Below are 22,582 nucleotides of genomic sequence, written 5' to 3'. Positions count from 1 at the left end.
GAGCCGCACAGGCGCTCGTGAAGGGTGATCCACGCCGGGGAGACCTGACAGTGTGATGGGTTCGGCGCGAACATCCCGACATGTTGTAGGTATGAGCGGTGGCACCGGGAGGCGATACTCGATGTATGTCGGACCTCCTTGCGCGCCACCGCGCGGTAATGCCCAACTGGCTGGCCCTTTACTACGACGAGCCCGTCGAGATCGTCTCGGGCAAGGGAAACCGCGTCGTCGACGCGTCGGGCAAGAGCTATCTCGACTTCTTCGCGGGCATCCTGACCAACATGATCGGGTACGACGTGCCCGAGGTGCGGGAGGCCGTCGAGCGGCAGATCGCCACCGGTGTGGTGCACACCTCCACGGTCTACCTGCTGCGCGGCCAGGTCGAGCTGGCCGAGAAGATCGCCAGGCTCTCCGGCATCCCGGACGCGAAGGTCTTCTTCACCAACTCCGGCACCGAGGCCAACGAGACCGCGCTGCTGCTGGCGACGTACGCGCGCAAGTCCGACCAGGTGCTCGCCATGCGGCAGAGCTACCACGGCCGCTCCTTCGGGGCGGTCAGCGTCACGAGCAACCGCGCGTGGAAGAACAACTCGCTGTCGCCGCTGAACGTGCACTTCCTGCACGGCGCCGACCGGCACCTCGCCCAGTTCCGCGGCCTGTCCGACGACGGCTACATCGCGGCCTGCGTCGAGGACCTGCGCCACGTGCTCTCCACCGCGGTCTCCAGTGACGTGGCGGCGCTGATCGCCGAGCCGATCCAGGGGGTGGGCGGCTTCACCATGGCCCCCGACGGGCTGTTCGCCGCCTACAAGGAGGTCCTCGACGCCGAGGGCATCCTCCTCATCTCCGACGAGGTGCAGACCGGCTGGGGGCGCACCGGCTCGGCCTTCTTCGGCATCCAGAACCACGGCGTCACGCCCGACATGATGACCTTCGCCAAGGGGCTGGGCAACGGCTTCGCGGTGGGGGGCGTCGTGGCCCGCGGTGACCTGATGGACAACCTGCACGCCGTCGGGCTCGCCACCTTCGGCGGCAACCCGGTCTCCATGGCCGCCGCCAACGCCACCCTGGACTACGTCCTCGACCACGACCTGCAGGCGAACGCCGCCAGGACCGGCGCCCTGATCATTGACGGGCTGCGCGAGGCGGCGCCGCGCCTGCCGATCGTCGGCGACGTCCGCGGCAAGGGCCTGATGTTCGCCGTCGAGCTCGTCGACCCGGCGAGCGGCGAGCCCTCACCGGCCCTCGCCGCCCGGTTCATGGAGGAGACCAGGAAGTCCGGCCTGCTCGCGGGCAAGGGCGGTCTGAAGGGCAACGTGCTCCGGATGGCCCCGCCGCTCACCCTCACCCCCGACGAGGCCGCCGAGGGGCTCGGGATCATCGTCAACGCGCTCGAAACCATCAACGCCGAGGTCGTCTCGTGAAGAACGTCACCCACTGGATCGGCGGCGGCCCCGTCGAGGGCTCCGGCCGTACCTCCGAGATCTTCGACCCCGCGACCGGGGAGGTCTCCGGGCGGGTCCACCTCGCGTCCGCGGACGAGGTCGACGCGGCAGTGGCCGCCGCCGTCGCGGCCTGGCCCGCGTGGCGGGACGCCTCGCTGGTCAAGCGCTCGCAGGTGCTGTTCCGCTTCCGCGAGCTGATGTACGCCAACCGCGACGAGCTCGCCCGGCTCATCTCCGAGGAGCACGGCAAGGTCCACTCCGACGCGCTGGGCGAGGTCGCCAGGGGCCTGGAGGTCGTGGAGTTCGCCTGCGGCATCCCGCACCTGCTCAAGGGCGGTTTCTCCGAGGGGGTCTCCACCCGGGTCGACTCCTACTCGATCCGGCAGCCGCTGGGCGTCGTCGCCGGGATCACCCCGTTCAACTTCCCGGCCATGGTGCCGATGTGGATGTTCCCGATCGCGATCGCCGCGGGCAACGCCTTCGTCCTCAAGCCGTCGGAGAAGGACCCCTCGGCGTCGCTGCTGATGGCCGCGCTCTGGAAGGAGGCCGGGCTGCCCGACGGCGTCTTCGGCGTCGTCCAGGGCGACAAGGTCGCGGTGGACCGGCTGCTGGAGCACCCGGACGTGCGCGCGGTCTCGTTCGTCGGGTCCACGCCCATCGCCAGGTACGTCTACGAGACCGGCACCGCCCACGGCAAGCGGGTCCAGGCGCTCGGCGGCGCCAAGAACCACATGCTGGTGCTGCCCGACGCCGACCTCGACCTCGTCGCCGACGCCGCGGTGTCCGCCGGTTTCGGCTCGGCGGGGGAGCGCTGCATGGCGATCTCCGTCGTGCTGGCCGTGGACCCGGTCGGGGACGAGCTGGTCGACAAGATCGTCTCTCGGGTCTCGGAGCTGACCGTCGGCCCCGGCGACGACCCGTCCTCCCAGATGGGACCCCTCGTCACCGGGGTCCACCGCGACAAGGTCGTCTCCTACCTCGACCTGGGCGTCTCCGAGGGCGCGAAGCTCGTCGTGGACGGCCGCCTCACCCCCGTCCTGGGCGGCGGCGCGGCCCGGGAGACCCCCGGTTTCTGGCTGGGCCCCACGGTCCTCGACCACGTGCCCGCCGGTTCCCGGGTGCACACCGAAGAGATCTTCGGCCCGGTCCTGGCGATCGTCCGCGTCTCCTCGTACGAGGAGGGCCTGGAGCTGATCAACGGCGGCGAGTTCGGCAACGGCACCGCGATCTTCACCAACGACGGCGGCGCGGCCCGGCGCTTCCAGAACGAGGTGGAGGTCGGCATGATCGGCATCAACGTGCCGATCCCGGTGCCGATGGCCTTCTACAGCTTCGGCGGCTGGAAGGCCTCGCTCTTCGGCGACACCCACGTGCACGGCACCGAGGGCGTGCACTTCTACACCCGGGGCAAGGTCGTCACCTCCCGGTGGCTCGACCCGAGCCACGGGGGCGTCAATCTCGGCTTCCCGACCAACGGGTAGCCTCTGGCCCGCGAGGCCCGTGCCCCTCCTGCCGGGGCGCGGGCCTCGCGTGTTCCCCGGTCCGGCGTGCGGGGCGCGCGTCCGCGAGACCCGGGGTGGGGTGCGGGCCGGTAGGCTCCCGGGCAGATCGGTGGCGACGTCGGGAGGAGACCTCGTGGGCCTCGCAGGCAGGGACAGGCTCCGCCGGGCGCGTCTGGGGGCGCTGCTGGGAGCGGGCGGGCTGGTGCTCGCCGCCTGCGCCCAGGCGGGAGCCGCGAGCGGGGCGAGGCCGGTGCGCGCTCCCTCGCCCTCCGCCACGCCCGTGACGTCCACCGCAGGTCCCGGCGCGACTCCGACCCCGACGCCGACCCCGACACCGACGCCCTCGGCGTCCATCGGGAAGGGCGAGGGCACGCTCCAGGTGCTGACCTTCCAGGGGTACGCCGAGTACGGCGGGACCAGCTCGCGGGTCAACTGGATCGCGCCCTTCGAGCGGGAGACCGGCTGCGTCGTCAAGCTCGACCAGGTCCGTACGAGCGAGGAGATGGCCGCCAGGTTCGCCGCGGGCGCCCACGACGCCGTCTCGCCCTCTCCCGACCTGGCCGGTCAGCTGGTGGCGCAGGGCAAGGTGGCACCGCTGGACACGAGGCTGGTCTCGGGCTACAAGCACATCCCCAAGCGCCTGCGCGAGCTGCCCGGCCTGCGCGAGGACGGCAAGGTCTACGGCGTCCCCTACCTGTGGGGGGTCAACCAGGTGGTCTACGAGGGGGCCAGGCCGGAGGGGCCGTCGGCGCTCTACGGGGCGGTTCCCGCGGCGATCAGGAACAACCCGATGAGCATCGCCGACGCCGCGCTCGCCCTGAGCCGGACGCGTCCCGAGCTGAAGATCGAGGACCCCTTCCAGCTCACCCCGGCCCAGCTCGACGCCGCCGCCGACCTTCTCGCCGAGGGCGACGGCCCCGACCGGGTCTACTGGGACGGCTCCCTCGAACTGGTCAGGGCCCTGTCGGCGGGGCCGGCGCGGATCGCCCAGGCCCTCCCGTACCACCTTGACCTCTTCCAGCGCGCGGGCCGGCCGGCGAAGGCGCTGACCGGGGTGCCGATGACCGGGTGGGTCGACTCGTGGATGCTCGCGGCCAGGCCCGCCAGCCCCAACTGCGCCTACCGGTGGCTCGACTGGACGAGCTCGGCGGCGGCGCAGCGCCCCGCCGCGGCCTGGACCGGGCTCGCCCCGGCCAACCCGCAGGCGTGCGGCGGGAACGCCCGCCGGATGTGCGAGGTCTACCACGCGCGTGACAGCCGTTGGCTGCGCGACGTCCGCTTCGCCACCCGCCCGACGCGCGATTGCGGGGGCCGTGGCGGGGAATGCACCGACCACACCGAGTGGGCGGAGCGCTGGAAGCGGCTCGTGAAGTGACCGGTTCCCTTCGGATCCGGGCCTGACGATCAGGTCGTGCCGTCTTGGTCCTGATGCCTTGAGGCGTCGAGTCCCGAAGGAGCGGATTCCGAAGGGTCAGGTCCTGACGGCTCAGGTTCCGACGGGACGGGTCCGGGCCTGACGGGCCGTGGGCCCGTCGTCCTCCTTGCGTGCGCCCTTCCTCAGGCATGCCCGTATATCTCGCCATTGGCGGCGTTTTTCGTTGCCTCGATCTCTTTCGACGATGGATTCGGTGGGAAAATCATGGTCCTGATATCGACTGGTCGACCAGTCAGTGGGTAGGGTGGGCCGCATGAGAATCCTTCTTGTTGGAGCGGGCGGCGTCGGTTCCGCCGTCGTGCCGATCGCCGCACGCCGAGATTTCTTCGAACACATCGTGGTCGCCGACTCCCAACAGGACCGGGCCGCCGCCGTCGTGGCCAGGATCGCCGACCCGCGTTTCAGTGCCATCGGGCTGGACGCCTCCGACCGGGCCGCGGTCGAGGCGGCCCTCGCCGAGCACCGCTGCGACGTGCTCTTCAACGCGGTGGACCCCCGCTTCACCATGTCGCTGTTCGAGGCCGCGCTCAACGCCGGAGCCCACTACCTCGACATGGCGATGTCGCTGTCGCGGCCCCACCCGCGCAGGCCGTACGAGCTGACCGGGGTGAAGCTCGGCGACGAGCAGTTCGCCCTCGGCGAGGCCTGGCGCGAGAAGGGCGGGCTGGCGCTGGTCGGCATGGGCGTGGAGCCGGGGCTGGCGGACGTGTTCGCGCGCTACGCCGCCGAGCACCTGTTCGAGACCATCGAGGAGGTCGGCATCCGCGACGGCTCCAACCTGGTGGTCGAGGGCTACGACTTCGCGCCGACGTTCTCCATCTGGACGACCATCGAGGAGTGCCTCAACCCGCCGGTGATCTGGGAGAACGGCGACTGGCACACCACCGAGCCGTTCAGCGAGCCCGAGGTGTTCGACTTCCCCGAGGGGATCGGGCCCGTCGAGTGCGTCAACGTCGAGCACGAGGAGGTGCTCCTCGTGCCGCGCTACATCGACGCCAAGCGGGTGACGTTCAAGTACGGCCTGGGCGAGGAGTTCATCGGGGTGCTGAAGACCCTGCACAAGCTCGGCCTGGACAACGCGGGCAAGATCAAGGTGGGCGGCGTCGAGGCCTCGCCGCGCGACGTGGTCGCGGCCAGCCTCCCCGACCCGGCCACGCTCGGCGACCGGATGCGGGGCAAGACCTGCGCCGGGACATGGGTGAAGGGCATCGGCAAGGACGGCGAGCCGCGCGAGGTCTACCTCTACCACGTGGTCGACAACGAGTGGTCGATGCGGGAGTACGGCTGCCAGGCCGTGGTCTGGCAGACGGCCGTGCACCCGGTGGTCGCCCTGGAGCTGCTGGCCACCGGCGCCTGGTCGGGCAGCGGGGTGCTCGGCCCCGAGGCGTTCGACGCGGTGCCCTTCCTGGAGCTGCTCAACGCCTACGGCTCGCCGTGGGGCATGCGCGACCAGACCACCAGGGCGCTGCTGTCCGCCTGACGCCCGTTCCGTAGGCTTACTTGGTAAAGGTCGCCTACGGCTCCGGCCGCGTCAGCCGGGCGGCCCTGCCCTCCAGGTAGCGCTGCTCGGGGAGGCTGGTGGTGCGGCGCGCGGCCTCCCGGTAGCCGGCGCGGGCGGCCTCGCGGTCACCGGCCGTCTCCAGCAGGTGCGCGCGCACCGCGTGCAGGCGGTGGTGCCCGGCCATCCGGTCGTCGGCCTCCAAGGTCTCGAGCAGGTCGAGCCCGGCCGCCGGGCCGCGCACCATCGCGAGCGCGACGGCGTGGTTGAGCGTGACCATCGGGTTGGGGGCCAGGCGTTCGAGCAGCCGGTACAGCGCGAGGATCTGCGGCCAGTCCGTGTCCTCGGCGCGTGCCGCCTCGGCGTGCACCGCGGCGATCGCGGCCTGGAGCTGGTACGGGCCGAGCGGGGCCCGCGCCAGCGCGCCGGTGACGAGCGCGATCCCCTCGGCGATCGACTCCCCGCTCCACAGGCTCCGGTCCTGCTCGGCGAGCGGGATGAGCGCGCCGCCGGGGCCGGTGCGCGCCGGCCGCCGGGCGTCGGTGAGCACCATGAGGGCGAGCAGCCCGGTCACCTCGCCGTCGTCGGGCAGCAGCCCGTGCACCGCGCGGGTGAGCCTGATCGCCTCGCCGGTCAGCTCGCGGCGCTGCAGGTCCGGGCCCGAGGTGGTCGTGTACCCCTCGTTGAAGATCAGGTAGAGCACGTGCAGGACCACCCGCAGCCGCTCGGCCCGCTCGGGCTCGGGAGGCGGCGCGAAGGGGATGCCCGTGCTCCTGATCCGCTGCTTGGTCCGGCTGATGCGCTGGGCCATGGTCGCCTCGGGGACGAGGAACGCGCGGGCGATCTGCGCGGTGGTCAGGCCGCCGACGGCCCGCAGGGTGAGCGCGATCTGCGAGGCGGGGGTGAGGGCGGGGTGGCAGCACAGGAACAGCAGGGTCAGGGTGTCGTCCTGCTCGCCGGCCGGTTCGGCGTCGGCGGCGGGCGACAGGAACTCGTCGGCGGGCGCCCGCGCCGCGACCATGCTCTCCCTGCGACTGCGCGCGTACTCGCTGCGCAGCTCGTCGGTGAGCCTGCGGGAGGCGACCGTGATCAGCCAGCCCCGGGGGTTGTCCGGGGTGCCCTGCTCGGGCCACTGCAGGGCGGCGGCCAGCAGGGCCTCCTGCACGGCGTCCTCGCACGCGTCGAAGTGCCCGTGGCGCCGGACGAGCGCGCCGAGGACCTGCGGCGCGAGCTCGCGCAGCAGGTCCTCGGCCCTGGCGGGAGCGGTCACGCCTCGACGCCGCTCCCGTCCATGATCGGCCGTAGCTCGATCGCGCACAGCCGGGCGTCCGGCCAGCGCGCGGCGATCTCGATCGCCCGCTCGGGGGTCTCGCAGTCGATCACGCAGTATCCGGCCAGGTGCTCCTTGGCCTCCAGGAACGGCCCGTCCGTGGTGGCGGGGGCGCCGTCACGCACCTTCACGGTCTTGCTCTGCGAGGGATCGGCGAGCGCCTGCCCGCCGACCCACTCCCCGGAGTCGGCGAGCTCCTTCATGATGACCTCGGCCTCGCCCATCAGGCCCTCGATCTCCTCCTTGGAGAGGGCCTCCCAGATCGCGGGGTTGCTGTAGATCAGCAGCATGTACTTCACGGTCTCGCTCCTCGCGGTCGCGGCGCCCGGTCGCGGGCGCCTCTCACAGGCAGGTCGGAGCGGGGGACCCGGTCTCGACATCCGTCCGCGCGGGAGATGCGGTTTCCCCGCTTCCGGCCCTCGCCCGCGGGGGCCGTTTCCGACGGTGTACGGCGGTTCGGTCCCGGGTGTGCGGGCGCGCTCCGGTGCTCTGCTGCTCCGATGCCTTGGTGCTCAGATGCCTCGGTGCTCCGATGTTTCGGTGCTCCGATGTTTCGGTGCTTCGATGTGGAGAAACTACCGGAGTGGGCCGGTCGGGCGTCGGGGGAGCCGGGGCCGGTTCGGAGGTTCAAGGGTTCGAAAGGGCCGCCGGACGAGCCGGGGCCGGTGGCCGGCGCGGGGCCCGTGGCCCGCGCCGGCGGTCCGGGAAGGTTCGGGATCCGGGCGGGTGCGGCTGGCAAGAAGGTTCAGAAGAAGGCCGCGCGGCGGGGGAGGGAGCGGTTGTCGCCCTGCGGGAGCAGCGCGTCGGCGCACTCCGGGCAGGCGAACAGGGCTGTGCCGTCGGGAAGGCGGCCGATCCTGGTCCGCGGGCGGGGCCACTTCTTGTGGCAGGCCACGCAGGCGTCACCCTCACGCTGGGTGCGGGTCAGCCCTTCGGGATCGAAGGTCGTCGTGACGTTCGCCGTTCTGGGCGACCCCCAGTTCATGCTAAATACCTCCAGCGTGGTGACCCCTTGCTTCTCCCGTGGCTCGGCCGCGGGGAGGACGTCGACACGTTTCCTGTCTTGATCGCGCACTTTCTTATCGGAACCGTTATAACGCGGTCGCGGCCCGTGATCGCTGTGGCGGATGTCAAGCGGGGGTTAAATCACGGCCTACATGCGAGCTGTATAACGGCAAAAGGGGCACCCAGCATCAAGCCGGGTGCCCCTTTTGGTGCGTTCTAAACGATCAGACCTCGTTCACGGCCTTCTCCAGGATCGCGAGACCCTCCTCCAGGAGGTGCTCGGGGATGACCAGCGGCGGCAGGAAGCGCAGCACGTTGCCGTACGTGCCCGCGGTCAGGACGACCAGGCCCTCGGCGTGGCACCTTCTGGCGATCTCGCCCGCCGCCGTGGGGTGCGGCTCCTTGGTGCCGGGGACGACCAGCTCGATGGCGATCATGGCACCCCGGCCGCGCACGTCGCCGATCACCGGGTTGCGCTCCGCCATGGCGCGCAGCCGGGGGAGCATGATCTCACCGACGCGGCGGGCCCTGCCGGTCAGGTCGTCGGCCTCGATGCTCTCCAGCACGCCCAGCGCCGCCTCGCAGGCGAGCGGGTTGCCGCCGTAGGTGCCGCCCAGGCCGCCCACGTGGACCTTGTCGAGGATCTCGGCGCGCCCGGTGACGGCGGCCAGCGGCAGGCCGCCCGCGATGCCCTTGGCGGTGACGATGATGTCGGGGACGATGCCCTCGTCCTCGCAGGCGAACAGGTGGCCGGTACGGGAGAAGCCGGTCTGGACCTCGTCGGCGACGAACACGATGCCGTTGGCGCGGCAGAACTCCAGGATCCTCGGCATGAAGCCCCTGGCGGGCTCGATGAAGCCGCCCTCGCCGGCGATCGGCTCGATCACCACGGCGGCGACGTTCTCGGCGCCGATCTCCTTGGTGATCTGGTCGATCGCCTGGGCCGCGGCCTCCTCGGCGCAGTTCTCCGGGCCGGTGGGCCAGCGGAACGGGTAGGCGAGCGGCACCCGGTAGACCTCGGGGGCGAACGGGCCGAAGCGGTGCTTGTAGGGCATGTTCTTGGCCGTCAGCGTCATCGTCAGCAGGGTCCGGCCGTGGTAGCCGTGTTCGAAGACGACGACCGCCTGGCGGCCGGTGGCGTGCCGGGCGACCTTGACCGCGTTCTCCACGGCCTCGGCGCCGCTGTTGAGCAGGAACGTGCGCTTCTCGTGGTCGCCGGGGGTGATCTCGTTGAGCCGCTCGGCGACCCGCACGTACGACTCGTACGGCGTGACCATGAAGCAGGTGTGGGTGAAGTCCGCCACCTGCCTGCTCACCCGCTCGACGACGCGCGGGGCGGAGTTTCCGGCACTGGTCACCGCGATGCCGGATCCGAAGTCGATCAGCGAGTTGCCGTCGGCGTCGACCACGACACCGCCTCCGGCGTGCGTCACGAAGACGGGCAGCGTGGTGCCGATGCCCGGGGGTACGGCGGCCTGCTTGCGCGCGAGCAGCTCGCGGGATCTCGGGCCGGGGATCTCGGTGACGAGGCGGCGCTCCTGCGGAAGCGAGGGGCCGCCCTCGGTGACGGTGCTCATGATGTGAAGCTATGTCGCCGATGCCGGTGTGCCGATGATGCACTATGGCAAAATTGCCGGGAGCAGAATAGACATAACGTATAAAAAGGAGGTGGTGGTGGCGCCGACGCTCAGTACCGTCGTGCGGCGGCTGCCGCTCGGGCTCGTCGTCCTCGCCGGGCGGGAGGCGCTCGACCGGCCGGTGCGCTGGGTGGCGGTGAGCGAGCTGGAGGACCCCACCCCGTTCCTGGAGGGCGGTGAGCTGGTCCTCACCACGGGCATGCGCCTGGACGCCCGCAACGCCGGCCCCTACGTCGAGCGCCTGGTCGCCAGGGGGGTCGCCGGGCTCGGGTTCGGCGTCGGGCTCGGGCACGAGACGATCCCCGGGGAGCTGGTCGAGGCCGCCGCGCGGGCCGGGCTGCCGCTGGTCGAGGTGCCGCGCGACACCGCGTTCGTCGCCATCGGCAAGACGGTCAGCGAGCTGATCGCCGCCGAGCAGTACGACGAGCTCAGCAGCGCCTTCGCCGCCCAGGGCCGCCTCACCCGCGCCGCGCTGCGCCCGGAGGGCCCGCGCGCGGTGATCGACCGCCTGGCCCGCGAGCTGGGCGGCTGGGCGATCCTGCTCGACGAGGCGGGAGCCGTACGCCACCTGGCGGGCAGCGGGGCGGCGGCGGCCGGCGCGGACCTCGGCCCCGAGCTGGAGCGGCTGAGAAGGATCACCAGCCAGGGCGCTCCCGCGAGCGTGGCCCTGTCCTCGCCCGGGGAGCACGTCATCGTGCGGCCGCTCGGGGCCCGCCGCGTCAGGGGATTCCTCGCCGTGGGCATCGGCCGGTCCTTCACCCCGGTCGGGCACACCGTGGTCAACGCCGCCGCGTCCCTGCTGACGCTCGCCGTCGAGCACGGCGGGGAGCACCTGGCCGCCGAGCGCCGGGTCCGCTCCGCGGTGCTGCGGCTGCTGCTGGCCGGGCAGGTGGACGCCGGGCGCGAGACGCTGGAGCGGCTGGGGGAGCGGCTCGGCGACGGGCCGCTGGTGGCGGTCGCCTGCGCCGGTGAGCGGGAGGCGGTGCTGGAGGCCGCCAGGGGCGAGTTCGCGGCGGCCGACGGCGACAGGGTGGTCCTGCTGGTCCCGGCCTCGCGGGCCGGTGCCGTGGCCGCGGCGCTCGGCGAGCACGGCCCCGTCGGCGTCGGCGACCCGGTGGGTCTCGACGGCCTGCGCGTGGGGCTCGACCAGGCCGACCAGGCTCTCGCCGCGGCCGGGCGCGGCGCCGGGCGGGTCGTTCGCTTCGCGGACCTGGCGGGCCGGGGGCTGCTCTCCCTGCTCGACCCCGACGTGGCGGAGGCGTTCTCCTCGGCGCTGCTCGCCCCGCTCAGGGAGCACGGCTCGCGCGCGGACCTGCTGGGATCCCTGCGCGCCTACCTGGACTGCAACGGCCACTGGGACGCGGCGGCGCAGCGGCTCGGGGTGCACCGCCACACCCTGCGCTACCGCATGCGCCGGGTCGCGGAGCTGGTCGGCCGCGACCTTGAGGACCCCGCGGTCCGCGCCGAGCTCTGGGTCGCCCTGGCCGTCGCCGGGTGAGGATACCGCCGGGGAAGGCGCCGTCAGGACGGCTCTCTCAGGCTGGGGAGCGGTCGACGACCAGGTAGCGGGAGATGACCGCGTAGGTGACGGTGTCGTAGATGCTGCTGTCGCGCAGGTGCCCGGCACGTTCCAGGCTGATCGCGCCCTGGGCCGCGGCCCACACGGCGTCGGCGATCTTCCTGGGCTGGGTGGGGACGATGTACCCGGCCGAGATGCAGTCGGCGATCACCCGGTCGACGATGTTCAGCGCCGCGCGGGCGAGGGTCCTGGCCCGCTCGCTCGGCGTGAAGCCGGGGATCGCGCGCTCGAACATCAGGGCGTAGTAGCCGGGCTCGTCCAGCGCGGCCTCCCGGTAGACGGGGCCCAGGGCGATGAGGTGCTCCAGCGCGTCCTTGCGCGAGGGCACGGCCTCCAGGCGGCGCCGGAAGCGCTCGAAGCCCTCCAGGTACAGCGCCTCGGCCAGGCCCTCCTTGCTGCCGAACATGGTGTAGATGACGGTCGTCGAGCAGCCCGCCTCGGTGGCGATGCGGCGCATCGACAGGCTCTCCGGCCCGATGGTGACCAGCAGCTGGCTGGCGACGTCGAGCAGCCTGGCGCGAAGCTGGTCCTGGGAGGCCCGTTCGCCGACGAGATAGGCCCCCTGAAGGCCGCGCGGCGCCGAGGAGGTCATGCGCCCACGCCCTTCCAGTCTCATCGTCCATCCGGTGACTTAGCCCCGGTGAGGATCATTCAAACCGGCACCTTGTAAGGAATATCCCCGAATACCCCTGTTTTCGTTACAGGGGATGGTGGACGGGTTTTATGCGGAACGGCGTACCGTCACGGGGCTGTTGTGCGGAGTGGAGTAAGGCCGCCCCCCAGCCGGTGACATAGCGTCGGGGGCATGGACGTGCGCCCCTTCTGGCTCGCCGGACGCCCCGCCACGGGCGAGGCAGAGCTCACCGTGACCAACCCCCACGACGGCCGTGTCGTCGCCGTCTGCTCCGTGCCGACCGACGGCCAGGTCGAGGAGGCCGTCGCCGCCGCGGCGGCGGTGCGCAGACAGGCGGCCGCGCTGCCGATCCACGTGCGGGCCGAGGCCCTCGCGCACGTCTCGCGCCGCCTGGCCGAGCGCGCCGACGAGATCGCCGCCCTGATCACCGCCGAGAACGGCAAGCCGATCTTCTGGGCCCGCGGCGAGGTCGGCCGCGCGGTCTCCACCTTCAGGTTCGCGGCCGAGGAGACCCGCCGTCTCGGCGGCGAGACCGTGCGCCTGGACACCGAGGCCGCCTCCGCCGGCCGCCTCGCCTACGTCTCGCGCGTCCCGTACGGCCCGATCCTGGGCATCAGCCCGTTCAACTTCCCGCTCAACCTGGTGGCGCACAAGGTGGCCCCCGCCATCGCCGTCGGGGCCCCGATCGTCCTCAAGCCCGCCCCGGCGACGCCGGTCTCCTCGCTCGTCCTGGGCGAGATCCTGGCCGAGACCGACCTGCCCGAGGGCATGTTCTCCGTGCTCCCGGTGTCCAACGACCGCGCCGGCGCGCTGGTCGAGGACCCGCGCCTGCCGGTCGTCTCCTTCACGGGCTCGGCTCCCGTGGGGTACGCGATCATGGACCGGGTCCCGCGCAAGCACGTGACCCTGGAGCTCGGCGGCAACGCCGCCGCGGTCGTGCTCGCCGACGCCGACCTCGACTGGGCCGCCTCGCGGATCGCGCTGTTCTCCAACTACCAGGCCGGTCAGAGCTGCATCGCCGTCCAGCGGGTGATCGTCGAGGAGTCGGTCCACGACGACTTCGTGGCCAGGCTCGTCCCGGCCGTCGAGGCCCTGGTCACCGGCGACCCCGCCGACGAGAAGACGCAGGTCGGCCCGCTCGTGTCGGCCGAGGCCGCCGAGCGCGTGGAGCGGTGGGTCGGCGAGGCCGTCTCGTCGGGCGCCCGCCTGCTGACCGGCGGCACCCGCGAGGGCGCCACCTTCGCGCCGACCGTGCTCGCCGACGTCCCGGCCGACGCCAAGGTCTGCCGCGAGGAGGTCTTCGGCCCCGTGATGGTCGTCCAGAGGGTGCCGGGGGTGGACGAGGCGTTCGCCGCGGTCAACGATTCCAGGTACGGGCTGCAGGCCGGGGTGTTCACCCGCAGCCTCGACAACGCCTTCCGGGCCAACCGGGAGCTCGAGGTCGGCGGTGTGATCATCGGTGACGTGCCGTCGTACCGTGCCGACCAGATGCCCTACGGAGGGGTCAAGGACTCGGGCGTCGGGCGCGAGGGGCTCCGCTCGGCCATCGCCGACTTCACCTACGAGAAGGTGATGGTGCTCACGGGCCTGACCCTCTGAGCCGGTCGCACCTCCGCGCCGGGGTCACGACGTGGAGGCCGTGGCGTAGAGGGTCCTGGCGGAGTCGCCGAAGTAGGGGCCGTACATGGTGTGGCGGTCGTCGCTGTACTTGAAACTGCTGACCGAGACGACCGTGCCCCGGCCGGTGGAGGCGTCGAAACCGCTCAGCCAGGGGCCTCCGCTGGACCCGGCGGTCATGTCGCAGCGCATGCCCTGGTCGCCGGTCTGCCCGTTCGGGTCGTCGCGCAGCGGGCCCGCGCAGTAGACCAGGTGCTCGCCGTCGTAGGGCGCGTCGGCGGGGAAGCCGAAACCGCTGGCCAGGCGTCCCCGGGGGGCGCCGAACGCGATGTCCTGGCCGCCGACGACGTCGCCGAGGTGCCTGCCGCCGCTGGTGTTGACCGCCACCATGCCGATGTCGTGGCTGTCGTCGCCCTCGCGCGACCAGGGGCCCGCGACGAACATGCGGCGCGCGGTGTACTGCCCGTAGGGGCGGTGGCCCTGACCGTAGCCGGGGACGAAGGTCCAGTTGTCGGCCCAGGCGCCGGTGCCGTCCTTGACGCAGTGGCCGGCGGTCACCACCAGGTCCTTGTTGGCGCTTTTGACCGAGCTGGCCGAGCACACGAAGTCGCTGCCCTTGACGGTGAGGAACACCCGCCCCGTGGTGCGCCCCACCACCCCGCCGGAGGTCCAGCGGGCGCCCGCGGTGCGGGACGCGGCGCCGTGCGGACTCCGGCGGGGGGCCACCCCCTGCCCGGCGGCCGAGAGCCGCCTGAGCATCCCGGTGACCTTGGCGAGCCGGTCGACGGGGAGCGCCGAGGCCATCCGGCGGGGGGTCCAGTAGCCGAGCACGCGCTCCCGCTCCGACGCGGTGGGAGCGGTCGCGTGCCCGACGACGTCCGGCATGCCGGACGCGGTCTTCTGAACGAAAGGCGCTATGAGGGTCTTCACGGCCCGTTGCCCGAACGCGGTGGCCGTCTGCCAGGTGGCCGTCGCGCCGGTCGTCGGGGCGCTCAGCAACCCGGCGACGAGCGGGGCGGCCGCAAGCAGGGGGAGGCTTGAGGTCATGAGACCCGAGTTTGCACTACGAGGGGTGTTCTTGTGATTACTTCTGGTGAATATCAGGGGGTGCCGGTGGTCTGCGCGGCCTCGTAGACGGCCCGCGCCTCGGTCCCGAAGTAGGGGCCGAACATCCAGCCGGTCGCGAAGGCGTACTTGAAGCTGTTCACCGAGTTCAGGGTGCCCAGGCCGGTGCTCTCGTCGAAGTCGAGGAACCAGGGCCCGCCGCTCGATCCGCCGGTCATGTTGCAGTTCAGCCCGATGTCGCGGGACATCAGGAAGTCGTCGAACGCCCTCCCGGCGCAGTAGACCAGCCTGGAGCCGTCGTACGGGGCCGCCGCGGGGTAGCCGAAGGAGTGCATCTGCCGGCGGCGCGCCTGGTTGAAGGAGACGCCCTGGCCGCCGACCACGTCGGTCAGCAGCCTGCCGTTCAGCGGGGCCACCACGGCGGAGGCCACGTCGTGGTTGACGTCCTCGCTGTTGTTCCACTGCGGCGTGGTGTAGAGGGTGGTCGCCACCCAGGTGCCGTACGGCCGGTCGCCGTTGCGGTATCCCGGCACGAACACCCAGTTGCCGTGGAAGGCGCCGCCCATCCTCACGCAGTGCCCCGCCGTGATCACGGTGCTCTTGTTCTCGCTGGTCACCGCGCTCGCCGAGCACGAGGCGTTGCGGCCCTGGTAGGTGAAGAACACGCGTCCCGCGGTCTTGACGATCGCCCCGCCGCGGGTCCACGCCGCGCCGGTGGAGGCGCGGGCGGCCGCCGCGCCCCTGGTGGTCGTGACGGTGTCGCCGCCGGGCTCGGTCGGGGGGACGGAGACGGGATCGGCCGCGGCCTGGGCCGCGAGCGCCCCCGCCGCGAGCCGGGCGCCGTCCTTCTCGGGGACGAGGGCGGCGAGCGGCCTGGCCGCCTCCATCTTCGCCTCGGTCCAGTAGCGCTGGACGGTCTGCTGCTCCTTCTTGGTGTCGGCCGCCTCCTTCTCGACCGGCTGGGGGACGGCCGGCGCCAGGGTGACGCCGCCTCCGCCCGTGCCCGCCGTGCCCGCCGTGTTCGACGTGTCCGCCGTGGCGCCGTGCGCGATCGTCGTGGAGAGCAGGGTGCTTCCCGCGATGGCGGTGAGAATGGGGACGAGCCGTGCCGTGCGCCGCATATGTACCTCCCGAGGGCCTGTTGCTGTTCCGGGAAGCTAGTGCGCCCTACATGCGTATTTCTCAAGCTTTGCAACTTTTGATATGACTAAATTCGGACTTAAATACCGCCTTTTATCGCGTGTTTCACGCCTAACAGTTTTTCGCCGTGATTCAGGCTGATCCACCTTGATCAGGCCCGGTACGGCCGATTCGACAGCGCGGCCCGAGCCGGGAGAATGGTGCGGTGCAGCCAGACACCGTCCGTTCCGTCGTCCTGCTCGGCTCGACCGGGTCCATCGGGACCCAGTCCCTCGACGTCATCGCCCGCAACCCCGGCAGGTTCCGGGTGGTCGCGCTGGCCGCCTACGGCGGCCGGATCGACCTGCTGGCCCGGCAGGCGGCCGAGTTCCGGCCGGAGGTGGTCGCCGTCGCCGACCCCGCCGCCGTGCCGGAGCTGCGCGAGGCCCTGGCCGCGCGCGGTGTCGGCGCGCGGGTGCTGGCCGGGCCCGAGGGGGTGGCGGAGGCCGCCGTCCAGTCCGCCGACGTCGTCCTCAACGGCATCACCGGGGCGCTGGGGCTCACCTCAACGCTGGCCGCGCTGGAGGCGGGCCGGACGCTCGCGCTCGCCAACAAGGAGTCGCTGATCGTCGGCGGCCCGCTGGTGAAGCGCCTGGCCAAACCCGGCCAGCTGATCCCCGTCGACTCCGAGCACGCCGCGCTGGCCCAGTGCCTGTGGGCCGCCGGGCCCACCGGCCCCGACGCCTCCGCCGTACGCCGCCTGGTCGTCACCGCGAGCGGCGGGCCCTTCCGCGGCAGGTCGCGCGCGGACCTCGCGGACGTCACCCCCGAGCAGGCCCTCGCCCACCCCACCTGGTCGATGGGGCCGGTCATCACGGTGAATTCCGCCACACTCGTCAACAAGGGCCTGGAGGTCATCGAGGCCCATCTGCTCTTCGACATCGGCTTCGACCGCATCGAGGTCGTCGTCCACCCGCAGTCGGTCATCCACTCGATGGTCGAGTTCGTCGACGGCTCGACGATCGCCCAGGCCAGCCCGCCGGACATGCGCCTGCCCATCGCCCTCGCCCTCGGCTGGCCCGAGCGGGTCGCCGACGCCTCCCCGGCGGTCGACTGGACCACCGCCCACACCTGGACGTTCGAGCCGCTCGACGACGAGGCCTTCCCCGCCGTCGCGCTGGCCCGCCACGTCGGCGCGGCCGGAGGCACGGCCCCGGCCGTCTACAACGCCGCCAACGAGGTCTGCGTCGAGGCCTTCATGGCCGGGCGCCTGCCCTTCCCCGGCATCGTCGACACCGTGGCGGCGGTGGTCTCCGAGCACACCGTGACCGAGGCCGGTTCGGTGGCCGAGGTGCTCGATGCCGACGCGTGGGCGCGCATACGGGCACGAGAGTTCACCGGGACTGCCTAGACTGGTGAGCGTCGTCGACTCTTCAAGGGCTGAAAATGACTTCTGTTGCTCTCGGAATCCCGTCCGTAAGGACCAGGCCGATCGCCGAGCGACGCATATCCCGTCAGATCATGGTCGGTTCCGTCCCCGTGGGCGGGGACGCGCCGGTCTCCGTCCAGTCGATGACCACCACGGTCACCGCCGACGTCAACGCGACGCTCCAGCAGATCGCCGAGCTGACCGCCTCGGGCTGCCAGATCGTCCGGGTCGCCGTCCCCTCCCAGGACGACGCCGACGCGCTGCCGATCATCGCCAGGAAGTCGCAGATCCCGGTGATCGCCGACATCCACTTCCAGCCGAAGTACGTCTTCGCCGCGATCGAGGCGGGCTGCGCGGCGGTCCGGGTCAACCCCGGCAACATCAAGAAGTTCGACGACAAGGTCGGTGAGATCGCGCGCGCGGCCGGCGAGCGCGGCGTGCCGATCCGGATCGGCGTCAACGCCGGGTCGCTCGACCCCCGCCTGCTGCAGAAGTACGGCAAGGCCACCCCCGAGGCGCTGGTGGAGTCGGCGCTGTGGGAGTGCTCCCTGTTCGAGGAGCACGGCTTCCGCGACATCAAGATCTCCGTCAAGCACAACGACCCGGTCGTGATGGTCCAGGCGTACCGCCTGCTCGCCGCTCGCTGCGACTACCCGCTCCACCTCGGCGTCACCGAGGCGGGCCCGGCCTTCCAGGGCACGATCAAGTCCGCGGTCGCGTTCGGCGCCCTGCTCGCCGAGGGCATCGGCGACACCATCCGCGTGTCGCTGTCGGCCCCTCCGGTCGAGGAGGTCAAGGTCGGCAACCAGATCCTGGAGTCGCTCAACCTGCGCGAGCGCGGCCTGGAGATCGTCTCCTGCCCCTCCTGCGGGCGCGCCCAGGTCGATGTCTACACCCTGGCCGAGCAGGTCCAGGCGGGGCTCGAAGGGCTGAAGGTCCCGCTGCGCGTCGCGGTGATGGGCTGCGTCGTCAACGGCCCCGGCGAGGCCCGCGAGGCCGACCTCGGCGTCGCGAGCGGCAACGGCAAGGGCCAGATCTTCGTCAAGGGCGAGGTCATCAAGACCGTCCCCGAGTCGCAGATCGTGGAGACCCTGATCGAGGAGGCCCTGCGCCTCGCCGACGAGATGGGCGTGGAGGTCGACCTCGACGACGACGCCCCGGGCCCGCAGGTCGTCGTCAGCTGAACCGCCCCGGCCGACCGGCCGCCCGGCGACCCGAACAGAAGGACCTCCGCTCGCTCCCGGGATCACACCGGGGTGCGGGCGGGTCCGTGTGTGCGCCCTTCCTCGCGCCGGGGCTCCGCTCCACCTCGTGTCATTACACTTAGCAATCATCTGACTACACTTTGCCAGGCATCCGGCTGTGTTCCGGATGATCGCGCCGCCCTCGGGAGACCATCGCCTCTGCCGTACGAGTAGGGGGATCACACAGTGAAGAAGAGGGTCGTCGGGATCGCCGCGAGCATCGCGATGCTGGCCGCGGCGGTGGGGGTGCCGCAGGGGGCGGTGGCCCAGGAGAGACAGGGGCTGGTCTGGGGGCCCTGCGAGGGGGCGGCCCTGGGGGGCGGCGGGGCGGTGCCCCCTTCCGCCGGGCGGGCGGACAACTCGATGGAGTGCGCCACCCTGAGGGTGCCGCTCGACTACGCCAACCCGCAGCGGACCATCGGCATCGCCCTGAACCGGATCAGGGGGAGAGCCGTCGACGACCGTCTCGGCGCGCTGCTGGTCAACCCCGGCGGCCCCGGGGCGTCGGGCCGCGACCTGGTCAGGGGCGTGGCGGCGGGGCTGCCCGACGGCCTGGCCGACCGGTTCGACGTGATCGGCTTCGACCCGCGCGGGGTGGGGGCGAGCGAGCCCGCGCTGAGGTGCGTCGACCCCGAGCGGTACTACGCGGCGCCCCGCCCCGACCAGGTGCCGGCGACCAGGCGCGACGAGGGCGTGCTGATCGCCCGGGCCCGCAAGTACGCCCAGGCGTGCGGCGAGCGGTGGGGCTGGATGCTGCCCCACATGACCACCGAGAACTCCGCCAGGGACATGGACGTGATCCGGGAGGCGCTCGGCGAGTCGAAGATCAGCTTCCTGGGTTACTCGTACGGGACCTACCTGGGCGCGGTCTACGCGACGCTCTTCCCCGACCGGCTCAAGCGGCTCGTCCTGGACAGCGTGGTCGACCCGCGCGGCATCTGGTACCGCTCGAACCTCGACCAGAGCATCGCCTTCCAGGACAGGCACAGGGACTTCCTGAAGTGGATCGCCCGCCACAACCCGGTCTACCGGCTCGGGGCCACCGAGAGGGCGGTCTCCTTCGCCTGGGACGCCATGCGGGACCGGCTGGGCGACCGCCCGGCCGGAGGGGTGGTCGGCCCGAGCGAGCTCGACGACGTCTACACCCTCGGCGGTTACTCCGACGCCGTGTGGCCGCAACTGGCCAAGGCGTTCTCCGCCTACGTCAAGAAGGGGGAGGCGACCCCCCTGGTCAACACCTACCGCAAGCACGCGGTGAACGACGCCAAGGACGAGAACAGCTACGCGGTCTACCTGGCGGTGCAGTGCCGCGACGCCGCCTGGCCGCGCGACTGGGCGCGCTGGCGGACCGACATGACCAGGGCCAACGCCAGGGCGCCCTTCCTGACCTGGCCCAACGCCTGGTACAACGCGCCGTGCGCCTTCTGGCCCCAGCAGGCGGGCACTCCCGTGCAGATCCGTGACAACGCCGCGCTGCCGCCGATCCTGCTGATCCAGGGCGAGCGGGACGCCGCCACCCCGTACGCCGGGGCGGTGCGGATGCGCGCCCTGTTCCAGCGTTCCCGGCTGCTGGCCGTGCCCGGTGGCAACCACGGGGTCGCGCTCAACGGGAACGCCTGCGTCGACCGGCGCCTGGCCGCCTACCTCAGGGAGGGCACCCTGCCCGGCGCCCGCCAGGGCTCGGACGCCCCGGACGCTCCGGACGCCCGGTGCCCGGGAATCCCCGCGCCCGTGCCGGTGGTCGCCCCCGCGACCGTCCGGGTGCCCGCCGGGCACACGGCGGTACGAGATGACCGAAGCAGGTAGATGAGAGGCTCTGTGTTGGTTCCTGCCAAATTCGAGGGGGTCGCGTAGGCTGAGCACGTGATGCTGCGCACAACGGCGTCGCGCGTGCTCGACGACAACGATCGAGACGAGGTCCTGGCGCTTCTCGACACCGACCCCGTCGGCAATGTCTTCGTCGCCTCCAGGGTCCGTTCGGTCGGGCTCAATCCGGCCAGGCTCGGTGGCCAGATGTGGGGGTTCGGGCCGCGCGGCGGCCTGACCTCCCTCTGTTACGCCGGGGCGAACCTGGTCCCGGTCAACGCCGGTACGGACGCCGTCTACGCCTTCGCCGATCGCGCGCGCAAGCAGGGCCGCCGCTGCTCCTCGATCGTCGGCCCGGCGGACGCGGTCGAGGTGCTCTGGGAGCGGCTGGAGCCGTACTGGGGGGCCGCCCGCGCGATCCGCTGGGCGCAGCCGGTCATGGTGATCGGCGAGCCGTCCCCCGTCCCCGCCGACCCGCTGGTGCGGCGCGTGCGGCCCGACGAGTTCGACATCCTGCTCCCGGCCTGCGTGGCGATGTTCACCGAGGAGGTGGGCGTCTCCCCGGAGGCCGGGGACGGCGGCGCCCTCTACCGGTCCAGGGTCGCCGAGCTGATCAGGATCGGCAGGTCCTACGCCCGCATCGAGGGCGGCCGGGTCGTCTTCAAGGCCGAGATCGGCGCGGTGACGCCGCACGCCTGCCAGATCCAGGGCGTCTGGGTCCACCCCGAGATGCGCGGCCGCGGCCACGCGGTGGCCGGGATGGCCGCGGTGGTCAAGCACGCGCTCGACTACTTCGCCCCGGTGGTGTCGCTGTACGTCAACGACTACAACGCCCCCGCCAGGGCCGCCTACCGCAGGGCCGGTTTCGTCGAGGTCGGCACGTTCATGTCGGTGCTCTTCTGAGGCTCGGTGCTCTTTCGAAGCCCGGTGCTCTTTCGAAGCCCGGTGCTCTTTCGAAGCTCGGTGTTTCTCCGAGGCCCGGTGCTTTTCCGAAGCCCGGTGCTCCCGCGAGGCGTCCGTCCGGTCAGGGGCTGCGGACCAGCCGGGTCACGAGGTGCTCCAGCTCCGTCTCCGGGTCCGCGGTGAGGCCCGCGTGGACCGGGCCGGTCTGCACGATCGTGCTGCGCGGGGCGGTGAGCCAGCGGAAGCGGCTGCCCAGCGGTTCCCTGGTCAGGGGGCCGGAGTCGGTGTCGCAGGAGCGCTGGTAGGCGCCGAGCGCGTGCCGTACCCCGTCGAGGTCCACGCCGGTGTCGAGGGCGCGCAGGCGCGCCTCGTCCAGCTCGACGCGGGCGCACAGGTAGCCGCGGGGCTGGCAGTACAGCAGCACGCCGGCGTTGATCAGCTCGCCGCGCTCCACGCGGGGGATGACCCGGATGATCGCGTACTCGTAGACGTCCTTCACCGGTTGTCCTTCCAGAACGCGCCCACCGAGCCGGTCTTCCTCTCCTGGTCCTGACGGGGGTGCCGGTCAGACGGGCCCGACGGCTCCGGCAGCCAGGTGCGCGGCCCCTGCGCGCGGGCCAGCAGGTGCTCGACGTACGCCTGCCGCACGGCCTGCGCCCCGTCGAACCCCGGCTCGTCCTCCAGCCACTCGTCGGGGACCTCGTCCACCACCCCGTCGAGCAGGTCCCTGGTGATCAGCTCGCTGAGCTCGGCGTCGGCCTCGGGCATCCGGGTGGCGAAGGGCGCCATCACGTGGTCGCCCGCGTCGAAGCCGCGCAGCGGGTTGGCCGAGGGCCAGTTGTGGTGGAACCAGAGCGCCGCGCCGTGGTCGATCAGCCAGGTGTCGCCGTGCCACAGGAGCAGGTTCGGGTTGCGCCAGCTCCGGTCGACGTTGTGGATCAGCGCGTCGAACCAGAGCAGGCGGGAGGCGAAGGCGGGCTCGGGGGGCCAGGCCAGCGGCTCGAAGCCCAGCGCGCCCGGCAGGAAGTCGACCGCCAGGTTGTTGCCCTCGCTGGCCTTGAGCAGGTCCTGGATCTCCTCGTCGGGCTCGCGGGCGCCGAGCTGCGGATCGACGTCGATCACCTTCAGCTCGGGCGTACGGAATCCCAGGCGCCGGGCCAGCCCGGCGGACACGATCTCCGCGACCAGGACCCGGCGACCCTGCCCGGCACCGCGGAACTTCACGACGTGGGTGCCGAGGTCGTCCGCCTCCATGACGCCGGGCAGCGAGCCGCCCTCGCGCAGCGGTGTCACGTAACGGGTGGCTTTGATCGCTTCGAGCACCTGGCCAGGCT

Annotated in this window: 19 protein-coding genes; 10 read left to right on the top strand and 9 right to left on the bottom strand. The window is 72.0% G+C overall.

All coding sequences use genetic code 11. The features are described 5' to 3' along the window. Positions 1-125: 125 nt before the first annotated feature. The 4 genes from ACFYWM_RS12205 (at position 126) to ACFYWM_RS12190 (ending at position 5,862) form a co-directional block, all read left to right on the top strand. A complete protein-coding gene (locus ACFYWM_RS12205) occupies positions 126-1,424 on the top strand; it encodes an aspartate aminotransferase family protein (protein WP_389912697.1) in 1,299 nt (432 codons plus the stop codon). Beyond that, a complete protein-coding gene (locus ACFYWM_RS12200; RefSeq protein WP_389912694.1) occupies positions 1,421-2,926 on the top strand; it encodes a CoA-acylating methylmalonate-semialdehyde dehydrogenase in 1,506 nt (501 codons plus the stop codon). The genes ACFYWM_RS12205 and ACFYWM_RS12200 overlap by 4 nt, the downstream gene beginning before the upstream one ends. 154 nt (positions 2,927-3,080) lie before the next feature. Then, positions 3,081-4,322 carry an extracellular solute-binding protein gene (locus ACFYWM_RS12195; RefSeq protein ID WP_389912691.1) on the top strand — a complete coding sequence of 414 codons (1,242 nt, stop codon included), beginning with the start codon at positions 3,081-3,083 and terminating at the stop codon, positions 4,320-4,322. A gap of 313 nt (positions 4,323-4,635) precedes the next feature. Continuing rightward, on the top strand, positions 4,636-5,862 hold the full coding sequence (locus ACFYWM_RS12190) for a saccharopine dehydrogenase family protein (RefSeq protein WP_389912688.1): 1,227 nt from the start codon (positions 4,636-4,638) through the stop codon (positions 5,860-5,862). Between the two features lie 34 nt (positions 5,863-5,896). Here ACFYWM_RS12190 and ACFYWM_RS12185 read toward each other — a convergent pair whose 3' ends face one another. The 4 genes from ACFYWM_RS12185 to gabT all read right to left on the bottom strand — a co-directional run bounded on the left by ACFYWM_RS12185 (position 5,897) and on the right by gabT (position 9,792). Beyond that, a complete protein-coding gene (locus ACFYWM_RS12185; protein ID WP_389912685.1) occupies positions 5,897-7,150 on the bottom strand; it encodes an RNA polymerase sigma factor in 1,254 nt (417 codons plus the stop codon). After that, on the bottom strand, positions 7,147-7,500 hold the full coding sequence (locus ACFYWM_RS12180; RefSeq protein WP_389912741.1) for a YciI family protein: 354 nt from the start codon (positions 7,498-7,500) through the stop codon (positions 7,147-7,149). Before ACFYWM_RS12180 ends, ACFYWM_RS12185 begins: the two co-directional genes overlap by 4 nt. Before the next feature lie 455 nt (positions 7,501-7,955). Then, positions 7,956-8,195, bottom strand: a complete 240-nt coding sequence (locus ACFYWM_RS12175) for a hypothetical protein (RefSeq protein WP_389912682.1) — start codon at positions 8,193-8,195, stop codon at positions 7,956-7,958. Positions 8,196-8,439: 244 nt separating this feature from the next. Beyond that, a complete protein-coding gene (gene gabT / locus ACFYWM_RS12170; RefSeq protein ID WP_389912679.1) occupies positions 8,440-9,792 on the bottom strand; it encodes a 4-aminobutyrate--2-oxoglutarate transaminase in 1,353 nt (450 codons plus the stop codon). A gap of 97 nt (positions 9,793-9,889) precedes the next feature. Between gabT and ACFYWM_RS12165 the strand changes: the two genes are divergently transcribed. Beyond that, positions 9,890-11,350: a PucR family transcriptional regulator gene (locus ACFYWM_RS12165; RefSeq protein WP_389912676.1), complete on the top strand. Its 1,461-nt coding sequence runs from the start codon at positions 9,890-9,892 to the stop codon at positions 11,348-11,350. Positions 11,351-11,387: 37 nt separating this feature from the next. On the opposite strand, the gene ACFYWM_RS12160 is transcribed toward ACFYWM_RS12165, so the two are convergent. Beyond that, positions 11,388-12,023 carry a TetR/AcrR family transcriptional regulator gene (locus ACFYWM_RS12160; protein ID WP_389912673.1) on the bottom strand — a complete coding sequence of 212 codons (636 nt, stop codon included), beginning with the start codon at positions 12,021-12,023 and terminating at the stop codon, positions 11,388-11,390. Positions 12,024-12,236: 213 nt separating this feature from the next. On the opposite strand from ACFYWM_RS12160, the gene ACFYWM_RS12155 reads away from it, so the two are divergent. Next, positions 12,237-13,664 carry an aldehyde dehydrogenase family protein gene (locus ACFYWM_RS12155; protein ID WP_389912670.1) on the top strand — a complete coding sequence of 476 codons (1,428 nt, stop codon included), beginning with the start codon at positions 12,237-12,239 and terminating at the stop codon, positions 13,662-13,664. A 24-nt stretch (positions 13,665-13,688) separates the two neighbouring features. On the opposite strand, the gene ACFYWM_RS12150 is transcribed toward ACFYWM_RS12155, so the two are convergent. Together ACFYWM_RS12150 and ACFYWM_RS12145 are read right to left on the bottom strand one after the other, a co-directional pair. Next, on the bottom strand, positions 13,689-14,729 hold the full coding sequence (locus ACFYWM_RS12150) for a trypsin-like serine peptidase (protein ID WP_389912667.1): 1,041 nt from the start codon (positions 14,727-14,729) through the stop codon (positions 13,689-13,691). Between the two features lie 53 nt (positions 14,730-14,782). Beyond that, a complete protein-coding gene (locus ACFYWM_RS12145) occupies positions 14,783-15,868 on the bottom strand; it encodes a trypsin-like serine peptidase (protein WP_389912664.1) in 1,086 nt (361 codons plus the stop codon). A 224-nt stretch (positions 15,869-16,092) separates the two neighbouring features. Between ACFYWM_RS12145 and dxr the strand changes: the two genes are divergently transcribed. The 4 genes from dxr (at position 16,093) to ACFYWM_RS12125 (ending at position 21,248) form a co-directional block, all read left to right on the top strand. Further along, positions 16,093-17,277, top strand: a complete 1,185-nt coding sequence (gene dxr / locus ACFYWM_RS12140; protein WP_389912661.1) for a 1-deoxy-D-xylulose-5-phosphate reductoisomerase — start codon at positions 16,093-16,095, stop codon at positions 17,275-17,277. A 35-nt stretch (positions 17,278-17,312) separates the two neighbouring features. Further along, the gene (gene ispG / locus ACFYWM_RS12135) at positions 17,313-18,479 is read left to right on the top strand and encodes a flavodoxin-dependent (E)-4-hydroxy-3-methylbut-2-enyl-diphosphate synthase (protein WP_389912657.1); all 1,167 of its coding nucleotides are present in this window, start codon (positions 17,313-17,315) and stop codon (positions 18,477-18,479) included. 246 nt (positions 18,480-18,725) lie between these two features. Continuing rightward, entirely contained in the window at positions 18,726-20,345 is a 1,620-nt protein-coding gene (locus ACFYWM_RS12130; RefSeq protein ID WP_389912654.1) for an alpha/beta hydrolase, read from the top strand. Between the two features lie 60 nt (positions 20,346-20,405). After that, positions 20,406-21,248, top strand: a complete 843-nt coding sequence (locus ACFYWM_RS12125; protein ID WP_389912738.1) for a GNAT family N-acetyltransferase — start codon at positions 20,406-20,408, stop codon at positions 21,246-21,248. Positions 21,249-21,369: 121 nt separating this feature from the next. Here the strand turns inward: ACFYWM_RS12125 and ACFYWM_RS12120 are convergent, their stop codons facing one another. Both ACFYWM_RS12120 and ACFYWM_RS12115 read right to left on the bottom strand, forming a co-directional pair. Then, positions 21,370-21,747 (bottom strand): DUF3037 domain-containing protein, encoded by a 378-nt coding sequence (locus ACFYWM_RS12120; protein ID WP_389912651.1) that lies wholly within the window; start codon positions 21,745-21,747, stop codon positions 21,370-21,372. Continuing rightward, a complete protein-coding gene (locus ACFYWM_RS12115; protein WP_389912648.1) occupies positions 21,744-22,571 on the bottom strand; it encodes a HipA family kinase in 828 nt (275 codons plus the stop codon). The genes ACFYWM_RS12120 and ACFYWM_RS12115 overlap by 4 nt, the downstream gene beginning before the upstream one ends. Positions 22,572-22,582 lie beyond the last annotated feature (11 nt).

The organism is Streptosporangium sp. NPDC002721, from assembly GCF_042888905.1.
Taxonomy (GTDB): domain Bacteria; phylum Actinomycetota; class Actinomycetes; order Streptosporangiales; family Streptosporangiaceae; genus Streptosporangium.
The sequence above is the reverse complement of the archived record's forward strand: the minus strand, read 5'-3'. Positions and strand labels throughout refer to the sequence as shown.